At 55.0% G+C, this 12,139-nt stretch carries 14 protein-coding genes; 13 read left to right on the top strand and 1 reads right to left on the bottom strand.

Features of this window, described 5'->3' with window-relative positions; translation table 11 throughout:
- Positions 1–44: 44 nt before the first annotated feature.
- From TPEN_RS08275 to TPEN_RS08215, 13 genes are all read left to right on the top strand, one after another.
- The gene (locus TPEN_RS08275; protein WP_011753280.1) at positions 45–938 is read left to right on the top strand and encodes a dihydrodipicolinate synthase family protein; all 894 of its coding nucleotides are present in this window, start codon (positions 45–47) and stop codon (positions 936–938) included.
- 59 nt (positions 939–997) lie between these two features.
- Positions 998–2,350, top strand: coding sequence for an ABC transporter substrate-binding protein (locus TPEN_RS08270; RefSeq protein ID WP_011753279.1), 1,353 nt, complete (start codon positions 998–1,000; stop codon positions 2,348–2,350).
- Positions 2,351–2,379: 29 nt separating this feature from the next.
- On the top strand, positions 2,380–3,231 hold the full coding sequence (locus tag TPEN_RS08265) for a carbohydrate ABC transporter permease (protein WP_011753278.1): 852 nt from the start codon (positions 2,380–2,382) through the stop codon (positions 3,229–3,231).
- A gap of 2 nt (positions 3,232–3,233) precedes the next feature.
- The gene (locus TPEN_RS08260) at positions 3,234–4,109 is read left to right on the top strand and encodes a carbohydrate ABC transporter permease (protein WP_011753277.1); all 876 of its coding nucleotides are present in this window, start codon (positions 3,234–3,236) and stop codon (positions 4,107–4,109) included.
- Positions 4,110–4,117: 8 nt separating this feature from the next.
- Entirely contained in the window at positions 4,118–5,650 is a 1,533-nt protein-coding gene (locus TPEN_RS08255) for a gluconokinase (protein ID WP_011753276.1), read from the top strand.
- Between the two features lie 84 nt (positions 5,651–5,734).
- Positions 5,735–6,970 carry a hydrogenase formation protein HypD gene (gene hypD, locus TPEN_RS08250; protein WP_011753275.1) on the top strand — a complete coding sequence of 412 codons (1,236 nt, stop codon included), beginning with the start codon at positions 5,735–5,737 and terminating at the stop codon, positions 6,968–6,970.
- Between the two features lie 66 nt (positions 6,971–7,036).
- On the top strand, positions 7,037–7,336 hold the full coding sequence (locus tag TPEN_RS08245; protein ID WP_011753274.1) for a HypC/HybG/HupF family hydrogenase formation chaperone: 300 nt from the start codon (positions 7,037–7,039) through the stop codon (positions 7,334–7,336).
- Positions 7,333–8,394 carry a hydrogenase expression/formation protein HypE gene (gene hypE / locus TPEN_RS08240; RefSeq protein ID WP_011753273.1) on the top strand — a complete coding sequence of 354 codons (1,062 nt, stop codon included), beginning with the start codon at positions 7,333–7,335 and terminating at the stop codon, positions 8,392–8,394. The genes TPEN_RS08245 and hypE overlap by 4 nt, the downstream gene beginning before the upstream one ends.
- 9 nt (positions 8,395–8,403) lie before the next feature.
- Entirely contained in the window at positions 8,404–8,949 is a 546-nt protein-coding gene (locus TPEN_RS08235) for an MBL fold metallo-hydrolase (RefSeq protein WP_011753272.1), read from the top strand.
- Positions 8,950–8,955: 6 nt separating this feature from the next.
- On the top strand, positions 8,956–10,722 hold the full coding sequence (locus tag TPEN_RS08230) for an AMP-binding protein (RefSeq protein ID WP_011753271.1): 1,767 nt from the start codon (positions 8,956–8,958) through the stop codon (positions 10,720–10,722).
- A 138-nt stretch (positions 10,723–10,860) separates the two neighbouring features.
- Complete coding sequence (locus tag TPEN_RS08225; protein ID WP_011753270.1) at positions 10,861–11,100, top strand: AbrB/MazE/SpoVT family DNA-binding domain-containing protein; 240 nt, start codon at positions 10,861–10,863, stop codon at positions 11,098–11,100.
- A complete protein-coding gene (locus TPEN_RS08220; protein WP_011753269.1) occupies positions 11,087–11,482 on the top strand; it encodes a type II toxin-antitoxin system VapC family toxin in 396 nt (131 codons plus the stop codon). The genes TPEN_RS08225 and TPEN_RS08220 overlap by 14 nt, the downstream gene beginning before the upstream one ends.
- Positions 11,483–11,509: 27 nt before the next feature.
- Entirely contained in the window at positions 11,510–11,725 is a 216-nt protein-coding gene (locus TPEN_RS08215) for a TrmO family methyltransferase domain-containing protein (protein WP_011753268.1), read from the top strand.
- Positions 11,726–11,810: 85 nt separating this feature from the next.
- Here the strand turns inward: TPEN_RS08215 and TPEN_RS08210 are convergent, their stop codons facing one another.
- A complete protein-coding gene (locus tag TPEN_RS08210) occupies positions 11,811–12,101 on the bottom strand; it encodes a heavy-metal-associated domain-containing protein (protein ID WP_011753267.1) in 291 nt (96 codons plus the stop codon).
- Positions 12,102–12,139: the final 38 nt, after the last annotated feature.

Genomic DNA, 12,139 nt, shown 5'->3' with positions numbered 1-12,139 from the left:
CCAAAATATATAAGTGATGATAGGATCAGTGGTAGGAGTGGTGTATGCCTGTTACACGTCTATACGGAATAATTCCTCCCCTTATTACACCTTTTGACACAAAAGGTAATCTCTCGGTAGACCGCCTAAGTGGGATTGTTGAGTTTACAAAGCCCTATGTTCACGGATATTATCTTTGTGGGACTTACGGTCTGGGCCCTCTGATGAGGACTGATCAAAGGAAAAAGGTTGCTGAAAGAGTTGCCGAGCTTGTAGGAGGCGAGAAGCTGATAGTTGTACACGTGGGGTCTGCCGATACAGAGACAGCCGTAGAGCTTGCTAAACACGCGCAGGACATAGGGGCCCACGCCGTGGCTAGTGTACCACCCTTTTATTACCATCACTCTGAGACGCATATACTCAACTTTTTCAGAGAACTCGTAGACTCCGTTTCTATACCCGTATACGCGTACAACAATCCTCCACGAGTAGGTTATCCAATTACGCCCGAACTCGCTCTTAAGTTAAAAGAGGTCGGAGTCGCGGGGATAAAAGATAGTAGCTTCGATGTTCAGGCGTTCATAGACTATAAGGTTACCTTGGGCGAAGATTTTGACGTAGTGGTGGGGACGGAGGCCTTAATGCTTCCCACGTATGTTCTCGGGGCCAGGGCTTTTATACCTGGTATGTCCAACTATGCTCCGGAGATAGTCTTCAAATTGTTTAAGGCTTTAGAGAACAGAGATTTCGAGAACGCCGCTAAAATACAGTATAAAATCAACAAAGTACGGAGACAGGTGCAAAGACTCGGGCCCACAATACCTCTAGTGTACTTGGCACTAAAACTTAGAGGGGTAGACGCCGGCTTTCCAAGAAAACCTTTCCTGCCAGCTCCTCACGAGGTTCAAGAGATTTTAAAGTCGTACATTGAGGAATTGTTAGAAGGAGTAGAGACCTAGCATAGCCCAAACGAATTTGGCTGTAGCTTTAATAATTTATAGTATAAATTTCTTTCTCGATGAGCAAAAAACCTCCAACGAAAATAATTGCTCTCATAGTCTTAGCCGTAATAATAGTCGCAGGAATAGGCGTTCTACTCGTTCAACAGCTAACGCCTAAGCCTAAGCCTCACCTCGTGATCTGGGGTAGAGCTACCTTTGTTCCTCCTCAGATGTACTGGATCGAAAAGAAGGTTCGCGAGTGGGCAAGCAAGAATAATGTGGACGTTGAGATAACTTGGTACGCGGTAGCAGATATAGGTAAAAAGCTGACCGCCGCTGTCGAAGCAGGGAACCCTCCCGACATTGTTATCAACGGGCACCCGGTTGCGATATTCGCTGAGAAGGGTTTGCTACTTCCCTTAGACGATGTTATCGAGAAACTAAACAAGAGCGACTTTTATGAAATTAAGCTCAAAATATGCTCTTGGGGAGGACACTATTACTGTGTGCCTATGGGATTTGAAATGACATGGCTTCACGTGCGCTGGGACATCGTACAGAAAGCCGGTGCACAGAACCTGTTCCCGCTAAAGTCGTTGGATGATTTCTACGTAGCGGCTAAAGCTTTACATAACGTAGAGCCAGGCGTTTACGGCGTAGGCTTGCCACTAGGGCTAAATGGTTACGACACATGGTGGACCTTCGAGCACTTCTGGGGAGGATACGGTGGGGCTATGCTTGCAAATAGGAGCGTTGCCGGAGTGATTATGGACAAGGAACCTTACCGTTCTGCGCTTAAAAAGGCCTTCGAAATAGAGAGGAAAATATGGGTTGAGAAGCTGACACCGCCTGATAGCGACCAGTGGGTGGACGCATCGAATAACAACGCCTACATACAAGGCAAAATAGCTATGACAATAAACCCAGCAAGTATTTACTATGCTCTAATGACGCAAAACCCAGAGCTCGCCGCCAAGACTAAGCTGTTCGTGTTACCCATATCTGTTGATTGTGGAGACGAGAGCACATTCATATTCAAGACTACGAAGTACCCGGATCTCGCAAAGGACCTAGTTTACTACCTATTTGCTGACAAGGATGATTATCGCCGAGGCTTCGTCGAAGCCGGCGCCCTCTACTTCTTGCCTCCATTTAAGTCGCAAATGAAGGTAATTTCCAGTGACTGGAAGAAGGGCAAGTACCCAGCCTTTGGAGAAGACCCAGCAGTTGCAGTAGAGAAAATCAAGTTTATGGAGACTGCTGCTTTCCCGCTTGGCGAGAGAACTACGCCCAGTGAGACGTTCAGAGAAGGCTTCATCTGGAACGAAATGATACAAAGGGTTGTAGTCAAGGGCGAAGATCCCGACAAAGTAATTGACGAGTATGCAGCGAGACTACGCGAGGAAGTGCGCAGGGTTTACGGAGGATAAGTTTTTTCTTTTTAAAGGGTGTTTTTCTCATGAAGCATTCAAAGTTGCTTTCGCAATGGCTTTACGTGGTACCAACACTCACACTTATCATAATTATATTCATTATCCCAATAGGCTACAATGTTTGGCTAAGTTTTCAGGAGAAAAGCCTGGGGGGTGAGGCTGTCTTCATTGGACTTAAAAACTATCAAAGGCTTCTCAGCTCTGCCTCCTTCTACAAGAGTGTCGTTAACTCAGTAATCTACACTTTTACTTCGGTCTTCTTTAAGGCTCTTATAGGCTTAGGAGTAGCTCTGCTTTTAAACAAGAAATTCTGGGGGAGGGGCTTCCTCAGAGGTTTCTCCATACTTCCCTGGGCATTTCCATCGTTCGTGGTTGCTGTACTGTTCTGGTTTAACTATGACTATCGAGGCACTTTCAACACCGTTCTGAAGTTAATGGGTCTTCAACCTGTTCACTGGATGAGCTACGACATGGCGATGGCATCAGTCATACTTATCAATATCTGGCACGGCTGGCCCTTCTTCTTCATGGGGTACCTAGCCGGCCTGCAGGCTATTCCCGAAGAGCTTTATGAAGCCGCTGAGATTGATGGGGCATCAGCGCTTCAGAAGTTCATCCATGTAACCATTCCGCAACTCAAGCCTGTATTATACACTGTAGCTCTCCTCTCCACAATGTGGACGCTCGGGGAGTTTACCCAGATATACATGACTACGGGTGGAGGTCCCGTGGACGCGACAACAACCATTCCAATAGCTACCTTTAAGATAGCCTTTATGACTGAAATAAACTTCCCCCTAGCGGCTGCATACACGATTCTTGTCTTGCCGATATACCTTGTGCTGATTTACTTTACCTTAAAGCAGATGGGTGAGTAGCCATGGGGGAAGGGAGGAAACTGGTTGAAAGATTAATTATCTTTGCAGGCTCTGCGATCTTACTGCTTTGGATAGTAATACCGACGTTCTGGGCTTTTAAAACAAGTATTTCTACACCTGAAGAGGCCTGGAAACCTCTACCAACAAAGATAACCTTGGACAATTACTTAAGTCTCTTTAACCCGTCGCTTGAAGCTATTTTACGTGGAATGGGAATAAGAGCCGCACTGCCTGACCCCATGATTGTATACATTAGGAACAGCCTTATCGTTTCATTGCTAGCATCTACAATAGGCGTTATTCTAGGCTCGCTTGCAGGCTACAACCTTGCGAGGTTCGACTACAAAGGGAAAAGAGTGGTTACATGGCTCGTTTTATTCGCATATGTCTTCCCAGTCTTCATACTGATAGTTCCCGTCTTAATCATCGTGCGGAACCTCGGACTCTATAACACACTTCATGGTCTAGCTTTAGTCCACTTAGCGTACACTTTACCCTACTCTACTCTGATGATGAGAAGCTACTTCTACGGTATACCCAGGGTTCTCGAAGAGGCCGCTTTAATAGATGGTTGCACGAGATTTGAAGCCTTATGGAGAGTCGTTATACCAGTGTCGGTTCCAGGCTTTATCACAGCGTTTATCTTCTCCTTCACTCTCTCCTGGAACGACCTACTCTTTGCATTAGTGCTTCTTAGCTCTAGCAGAAACTATACTCTCCCGATAGCGACGACATTCTTCCTATGGGGAGGCGAGATAGTGGATCCAGGAGGTTTAGCTGCCACGGCAATATTTGCAGGGCTTGTCCCCTCAGTTCTTTACATGCTGGTGCAGAAATACGTTGTAGCAGGATTGATAAGGGGAGCTGTTAAAGCCTAGTGAGCTTTATGGCAATTGTTGTTGTGGACATTGGTACTACAAACATCAAAACGGGTATTTTTAACGAGGATGGGCGTCTTCTGCACTCGTTCACGGAACGTGTTACACTTGAGGTAGACGCATCCGGCAGGGCTGAGCAAAACCCCTATGAGATATACTCGAAAGTAGTTTCTTCTTTGAGGCAAGCCGCTAAGTTCACAAAAGGTGAGGCAGAAGCGATATTTTTCACTTCTCAGATGCACAGCGCAATGATTCTAGACAGAGAGGGCGAACCGCTTTCTGGGCTTGTAACGTACCTAGATACTCGCCCGTCACAATTCATAGATGAGATAGACGCGGAAAGCTACGAGCTGTATCAGGAAACGGGGTGCCCCCCTCTATACGTGTATCCATTGATAAAAATAATTTACCTGAGAAGGCTGTTAAACCCTAGAGCAGGCTTTAAGGTCGCCGTGTCCGTTAAGGAATTCCCCCTCTTCAAGCTAACTGGGCATCTAGCGGTGGACGTTTCGACCGCTTCGGGTGCTCAAATGGTGGATATACGTAGTCTTAAATGGAGCGAAAAAGCAATTGAGATAGCCGGGCTTGGCGAAGAAAACCTCCCAGAGCTGTATATCGGCGAGAAAGAGCATTTAGAGCTCTCCAGTGAGGCTTCGACACTTACAGGCTTTAAAAAAGCTACGCCGATATACCCCGGGGTATCAGATGCCGGTGCCCATAGTTTCGGAGTGATCGCCCTCGAGCGTAACGTTCTAGCATTAAACGTGGGTACGAGTGCCGCGATAAGAGTTACAGAGCCGTCTCCTGTCCTAGACGGAAGGCATATGCGCTTTTTCTCGTACTATGCCGGTAATTCACGGTGGATAGTAGGCGGGGCCGTGAACAACGCGGGGGTAGCCGTGGAGTGGTTTCTAAGAAACTTTGCTACTGCAGAGGAGATTGTATCCGAGACTGCAAACATTGATAGGTTCACTTTGCTAGACATAGAGACTAGGCTCTCGCCGCCCGGAGCTAATGGCCTAGTATTTTTACCTTACTTAACTGGAGAAAGATTCCCGATACGAGACCCATACTTCAGGGGTGCATTTTACGGCGCATCTCTATCTACAACGCGTAACGATATGCTTAGGGCAATAATGGAAGGAGTTGCTTTCACGCTGAAAATGATTCTAGAAGCCTTGAAAGAACACGGACTTAACCCTCTCCTTACTCATGGGGGAGGGGGAGGACTACGGATAGGTACTTGGAGGCAAATATTCTCTGACGTGTTCGGAATGCCTCTCTATGTGGTAAGGGAGCACGTAGAGCCTACACTAGTGGGAGGATGGATTCACTACTCTTTGGCTCAGAACAGAATCGGATACAGAGAAGCATTAGCATTGAAAGATGAAATTTTAGATGGTGGTGCCGAACCCCTTGCACAAAATGTCGAATTTTATTCGAAATACTTTTACTTATACTTTAAGTTTTATCAAGCATTGAAGGAGTATAGTAGAGAATTCCACGAGTTTAGAAAAAGCCTACTTAAAGATTTTTTCTGAACTAGCAACTTGCCTCGTAGCGCTACTTTTTCGACTTTCACATTAGGTTAAGGATTTAACTATCAGAATCGGGTTTTCCAACATATGGAGGGTCAGGGGCTCGCTTTTCTGGAGAAGCTTGGCTACTTGGAGAAGGCTTTCAGGTCTAACGCTAGGCTTGCCGGGGCGCTTAGGGGGTATATTGCCAGGAAGTTCGAGGAGATAAGGGCTAGGGAGGGGCGGGACTACAGGATCAAGATCATGGACTTCTGCGGGACTCACGAGTGGACTATCGTGCACTTCGGGCTTAGGAGCCTCATGCCGGAGGGGGTCGAGCTGGTGGCTGGGCCCGGGTGCCCTGTCTGCGTCACTCCTTCCTGGTACATCGAGAGGGCTATAGAGCTCTCCCTGAGCGGGGTGACCGTTTACACGTACGGGGATACCTTCAAGCTCCGCGCGGTGAACCCCGTGGACGGCGTCTCGTCCCTCGAGGAGGCTAGGGCGGCGGGGGGTAGGGTGAGGCTCGTGGTGAGCTTAGTGGACGCCGTGAGGGACGCCTCTAGGCATGGGGGCGAGTCGGTCTTTCTCGGTATAGGCTTCGAGACCGTTGCCCCCGGCTACGCCCGCGCGGTCGTCTCGGGGAGCCTCCCGGAGAACCTCAAGCTCATGAGCCTCGTTAAGCTCACGCCTCCAGCCATGTTCTACTCCTTGGACATCCTGCGCGACAAGCCCACGGAGCCGCCTGTCATGGGGGTGATAGCGCCGGGCCACGTGTCGACGGTTACCGGGGCGAAGGCGTGGGAGCCCGTCGCGGAGCAGTTCCAGGTGCCCGTGGTCGTGTCGGGGTTCGAGCCTATAGACGTGCTCATGGGTATCGCGGAGATCATGCGGCAACTGGCGAGGGGGGAGTACGGGGTCAAAGTGGAGTATACGCGGGCGGTGACGTGGGAGGGGGACCTGGAGGCGCAGGCGGCTATACACGAGGCGTTTGAAGCTGTGGACGACGCGTGGAGGGGGATAGGGTTCCTGCCGCTCAGCGGGCTTAGGCTCAGGGAGAAGTACGGGCGCCTGGACGCCTTGAGGCACTTCGGGATCGAGGAGCTGACGCCCGAGAAGTGGCGGAAGGACACTCCTCCCGGCTGTAGGTGCGCCGAGGTGACGCTCGGGAAGGCTAAGCCCACGGACTGCCCCATGTTCATGAAGAAGTGTACCCCCGAGAAGCCGTACGGGCCCTGCATGGTTTCCCTCGAGGGGACGTGCGCCGTCTGGGCTAGGTTCGGAGGGGGAGGGCTGGCGGACCAGATAGCTCGAGACCTAGCGCTGGAAGCCGGGCTGGGATAGCGTATGTAAAAATACTACAAGCACGGTTTTTAAGCGGCGCGCGCCTAGCTTTAGTGGTGGTACGCGGTGTGCTGGGGGACTCCGGCCGTCGTGCTGGAGGTTTCGGGCTCCACTGCTAGGGTGGACTACGGGGACGGGGTTGTCAGGGAGGTCTTCGTCGGCATAGCCGGGGACAGGGTCTCCAGGGGGGACATCGTGGTTGTCCACGCGGGCGTCATTATCTCCAAGATCTCGCCCGAGGGGCTCAGGGAGGAGATAGAGTTCCTCAGGGGGATACTCCAGGAGGCGGGCGAGGCCGAGGACGCGCTGACCGCGCTCAGGGAGAACGTGCTGGCGCTCGCGGAGAAGCTGAAGCGGGAGGGGTGAGGCGTATCCCGGGTGGCAAGGGGGTCGTAGAGCTAGCGGACGGCCAGGGGGGCGTGGAGACCCTCAGGCTCCTCGAGGAGCTCTTCTTCAGGAGGGTGAAGGAGCACCTCAAGAGGGTGGAGGGGGGCGTCGGGATAGATTTCCCGGACGACGGCGCGCTCATACCCCTGCCCGGCGGGGGCTTCCTCGTCGTCACGGCGGACTCTTACACCGTGAACCCTCCGTTCTTCCCGGGCGGGAACATAGGTAGCCTCGCGGTTCACGGATCGATAAACGACGTCGTGATGATGGGCGGGAGGCCTGTCGCCATGCTCGACACTATAGTGGTCGAGGAGGGCTTCCCGATGGGCGACCTGGAGGCCATCGTCAACTCTATGCTCGAGGCGCTCGAAAAGGAAGGTGTGCCGCTGATAGGCGGGGACTTCAAGGTCATGCCGAAGGGCCAGCTCGACAGGATAACTGTGACCACGGTGGGGCTGGGGGTTGCGCGTAGCCCCATAGTCGACAAGCCGAGGGGCGGCGACAAGATAGTCGTCACGGACTACGTCGGGGACCACGGCGCGGTCATCCTGATGCTCCAGATGGGGATGGGGGACGTCGAGGAGATAGCGAGCGGTTCTCTGAAGAGCGACTCGAAGCCCCTGACGCCGCTACTACCTGTCTTCGAGAAGTTCGCCGGGTACATCCACGCGGCGAGGGACCCGACCCGCGGGGGGCTCGCGGGTGTTCTGAACGAGTGGGCTAGGAGCGGCGGGCTCCTGGCTGTCATCAGGGAGGAGGAGGTGCCGGTGCGGGACGCCGTCAGGAGGTTCGCGGAGATGCTCGGCGTAGACCCCCTCTACCTCGCGAGCGAAGGCGCAGCGGTCCTCTCGGTCTCCCCCGAGGTAGCCGAGGAAGTAGTCTCCGAGCTCAGGGGGAGGGGTTTCCCGAACGCGAGGGTTATCGGGGAGTTCCGCGAGAACCCCAAGTACAGGGGCTTTGTCGTCTCCGAGACGGGGGTCGGCGGGCACAGGATTATCGAGCCACCTAGAGGGGTCATTGTCCCCAGGATATGCTGAGGTGTAGCTATGAGGCTTAAGCTCGGCGAGGTAACGCTGCTACTTGGGGAGGGGGTCTCCGTCGGGATACTCTTCGGCGGGAAATCCATAGGCGTCAACGCGGGCGGAGGCTACGCGTACCTCTTCTACACCCGCTGCGGCTACGAGCCACAAGGCATCGGCGGCGATTTCTACTCCCCCTGCGGGGGACGCGTCGTGAAGCCTGGAGACGCCCTGGAGCTGGAGGGCTTCAGGGTTAGGGTCGTCAGCGGCTACAGGCGCGCGGAGCAAGGGGGAGGCGTCGGCTACGTGTTCTACCTAGGCGGGGTCAAGGTCTACTATGCCGGCCCGACGGGGCTAGTCGAGGAGATAGTAGGCCTCAGGGGCGAGGATATCGACGTCGCCCTCCTACCCCTCGGCGAGGGGGCCATGACGCCCGAGGAGGCATCCGAGGTCGTGAGGACGGTGAGGCCTAGGGTAGCGGTCCCCCTGAGGGCGGGGCCCGAGAGGTGGCTGTACAGGTTCCGCGACCTCTCACTCGTTTACACGCAGGTAGTCGTACCGGGGAGGAGGTGAGGAGGCGTGGTGCCGGAGCAGGCTAGGAGGGTTGTACCGCCGTCGGCTAGGTTCAAGGTGATGACGCTCGCGGAGTACAGGAGGGTGTATCGGGAGAGCGTGGAGGACGTCTACGGATTCTGGTCCTCCTACGCGCGCCTGTTGCTGTGGAGGAAGCCCTGGGAGAGGGTCGTGGAGGGCGAGGCTCCCAGGGTTAGGTGGTTCGCGGGCGGCGAGCTGAGCCCCTACGAGAACGTTGTCTCGAGGCACAGGGGCACCCCTGTCTGGAGGAAGGTCGCCGTCCTCTACGAGTCGGAGAGCGGGGACGCCGAGGTTCTGACGTACGAGGGGCTCGACGCGCTGGCGGGGAGGATAGCCGGCTGGCTCGAAAGCGTCGGGGTGGGGAGGGGGGACTGGGTCACTGTCTACTCGCCGCCGAACCCCGAGTCGCTGGCATTCATGCTGGCGGCGATGAGGGTGGGCGCCCCCTTCGAGCCCGTCTTCACGGGCTTCGGCTACTACGAGCTGGCGAAGCGCATAGCGAGGAGGGGCTCCAGGGTTGTATTCACTGTGGACGGCTACACCCGCAGGGGGAGGGAGGTGGACACGCTTGGAAGCGTGCTCAGGGCGGTCGAGGAATCGGGGGCTAAGCCCGTCCTGCTCGTCTCGGAGAGGCTGGGAAGGAAGGTCCCGGCGGCGCCCGGCGTCTACACGCTCGATGAAGCTCTCTCCTCGGGCGCCTACAGCGGTAGCGCCGTCCTCGGCTCCTCGGAGCCCCTCTTCGGCCTCCACTCGGCCTACAGGGACGACTTCAAGCCGCTGTCCTACCCGGCTGCGGGCTTCCTCGTACAGGTCTACGCGACGTCTAGGTGGATAGGCCTCAAGCCCCGCGAGACTCTCTTCAACACAGTCTGGCCGGGCTGGATAACCGGTGTCTCCTACCTCGTCTTCGGCCCCCTGATGACGGGCTCCACTGTCGTTCTCTACGACGGCGCGCCGGACTGGAGGGGCTGGGACAGGTGGATAAGCATCGTCGAGAGCTACGGTGTCACGCTGCTCCTGACGACCTCGGGTGCCCTCAGGCTCATGTCGAGGCAACCGGCGGAGCTTTTCCGGAGCCACGACTACGACTCCCTGAAGGCAGTGCTGGTAACGGCGGAGCCCCTCGACGCCGAGACGTGGGGCTGGGCTTACAGCGTGCTGGGAACCCTCAAGAGGCCCCTCGTGGACTCCGTCCCCTCGGAGCTCTCGGGAGCTATACCCGTGCTGGACCTCTACATACAGAGCGAGGTGGGGACGTTCCTCGTCGGCAACCTCCCGAGCTACACGTTTACCCACATAGTCCCCGGTACCTGCGGCCCGCCGATGCCAGGCTTCCACGTCGAGGTCCTGGAGGACGGGAGGCTCGTGGTCAGGAAGCCTTGGCCCGCCATCCCCGTGGAGGCGCCGGGCGACTTCTGGGAGAAGTGGCGGGAAGGTTTCTACGACACGGGCGACGCCGCCCGCTACTCGGTTGACGGCTACATCGAGGTGCTCGGCAGGAGGGACGGCGTGATGAAGGTCAGCGGGTACAGGGTGAGCCCCGGCGCTATAGAAAGGGTGGTCGCGGGGGTCCCCGGGGTGAGAGGGGTCAGGGTCTACGCGAGGCCAGACCCCCTCAAGTTCGAAGTCCCCGTTGTATCGGTGGAGGGCTCCGCGGACCCCGAGGCCGTCAGGAAGGCTGTCAGGGAGAAGCTCGGCCCGATACTCGAACCCGCCCAAGTAACCGTGCCCCAGGAGTCTCACAGCGCTTAGCGCGCGAAGCACATAACTTGGATGAGTGCACTCACCCCTCGGTCTTCGCGTGCCCAGGTTTAGGGGGCTGGGATCATCTGATGCGGGGTTTTCAGAATCCTTATATAGCTGTACTGTGGAATAATCAGAGAGGATTGCATGTCGGAATCTGTTAGAGTTGGGAAGAGGTTCACAGTGGTTATCCCAAAGAGCGTGAGGGAGAAGGTCGGCCTAAAAGAGGGGGATCTACTGGAGGTTAGGGTGGAGGGGGGTAGGATAGTCCTTGAGCGTAAAGATTTCAATCCGTTCAAAGTTCTCGCAGAGGTTATCGGGGAACCTTACAGGGAAGAGAGGGACGAAAGAAAGGCGGAAGAGTGGTTGAGGAATGCCTGTCGTTGATACGGAGTTTCTTTTCGCTTTGAGCCCCGGCGACCCGAGACATGGGAGGGCTTTAAGGTTGCTGTCTATGAAGGGGTTGAAGGTCCCCGATACCGCTCTGCTAGAATTCCAGGTCGTGTTGCGGGCAAGAGGCAGGAAGCCCGGCGAGATAGCCGCTGCGATGAATGCCTTGAAACACGTTTTCAAAAGCTACAGGGTTAGAGAGGTTTCTACGATTGGCACGGAGTTGTTTGTTAGGCAGGCAGAGTTGGAGGAAAAGTACGGGCTGAGCTATTTCGACAGCATGATAGCAGCCTCGGCGCTAGCCGTAGACGGCGTTATTGTCTCGGATGACAGGGCTTTCGATAGGGTGCCAGGCTTGCGGAGAATACCGCTGGGCTGAGTCGTTCGCCTACTGCGGAATTAATTCATGCAAGCAAAAGGTTTCGAGGAAAGAGTCTTAGCGTGCAGGTATTCGTGCTTCAGGAGTCCCGTAGCGCTTAGCGTGGTGAGGCTTGTGAAGCGTGAGGGTAGGCTTCTCTGCGTGGAGGGGCTAGACCTCTTCGACGGTACCCCTGTGCTGGACATAAAGCCATGCCAGTCGACGAGGATGCACGCGCACCGGAGTGGCTTTCGAAGGGGCTAAAGCGGTAGCGCGCGAGTTCAAAGTGGTGGAGGCGGTTAGAAGTCTTCGCGAAGCGTAGTGGGGTGCTCGCCCAGATCTTCGCGTGCTACAGGTTTAGGCGGAGGGTCTCGGTCTTCTCGCTCCTCCCCGAGGCTCCCAGCGAGTCGTCTACGCTCTCTACGGAGAGTACCTGTACGAAGTAGTACTCGTTAACCCCGCTAGACTTCAGTACTTCGTCTAGGCTCGTTCTCTCCTCGTCGTATACGACCTCTACGCGCGAGCCGAACACGTATACGGCTACTACGCCGGGTACTCGGAGCAGGTGTGCCTTGCTTGGAGCCACGCAGCTACCGCACCCTATCCCGGAGACCTTGAGTGTGGCTTTCTTTAAAGGCATAGGCGTCAAACAACGCTAAAGGTTCTAAAATCTTTCGA

It is taken from the genome of Thermofilum pendens Hrk 5 (assembly GCF_000015225.1).
Taxonomy (GTDB): domain Archaea; phylum Thermoproteota; class Thermoprotei; order Thermofilales; family Thermofilaceae; genus Thermofilum; species Thermofilum pendens.
Note: the sequence above shows the minus strand (reverse complement) of the source record. Positions and strands in the feature narration are given on the sequence as shown.

What these genes read in the sequence shown, in the direction of transcription:
- TPEN_RS08275 (WP_011753280.1), top strand. Translation starts at nt 45, where the DNA reads ATGCCTGTTACACGTCTATACGGAATAATTCCTCCCCTTATTACACCT.
- TPEN_RS08270 (WP_011753279.1), top strand. Translation starts at nt 998, where the DNA reads ATGAGCAAAAAACCTCCAACGAAAATAATTGCTCTCATAGTCTTAGCC.
- TPEN_RS08265 (WP_011753278.1), top strand. Translation starts at nt 2,380, where the DNA reads ATGAAGCATTCAAAGTTGCTTTCGCAATGGCTTTACGTGGTACCAACA.
- TPEN_RS08260 (WP_011753277.1), top strand. Translation starts at nt 3,234, where the DNA reads ATGGGGGAAGGGAGGAAACTGGTTGAAAGATTAATTATCTTTGCAGGC.
- TPEN_RS08255 (WP_011753276.1), top strand. Translation starts at nt 4,118, where the DNA reads ATGGCAATTGTTGTTGTGGACATTGGTACTACAAACATCAAAACGGGT.
- hypD (WP_011753275.1), top strand. Translation starts at nt 5,735, where the DNA reads ATGGAGGGTCAGGGGCTCGCTTTTCTGGAGAAGCTTGGCTACTTGGAG.
- TPEN_RS08235 (WP_011753272.1), top strand. Translation starts at nt 8,404, where the DNA reads ATGAGGCTTAAGCTCGGCGAGGTAACGCTGCTACTTGGGGAGGGGGTC.
- TPEN_RS08225 (WP_011753270.1), top strand. Translation starts at nt 10,861, where the DNA reads ATGTCGGAATCTGTTAGAGTTGGGAAGAGGTTCACAGTGGTTATCCCA.
- TPEN_RS08220 (WP_011753269.1), top strand. Translation starts at nt 11,087, where the DNA reads ATGCCTGTCGTTGATACGGAGTTTCTTTTCGCTTTGAGCCCCGGCGAC.
- TPEN_RS08215 (WP_011753268.1), top strand. Translation starts at nt 11,510, where the DNA reads ATGCAAGCAAAAGGTTTCGAGGAAAGAGTCTTAGCGTGCAGGTATTCG.
- TPEN_RS08210 (WP_011753267.1), bottom strand. Translation starts at nt 12,101, where the DNA reads ATGCCTTTAAAGAAAGCCACACTCAAGGTCTCCGGGATAGGGTGCGGT.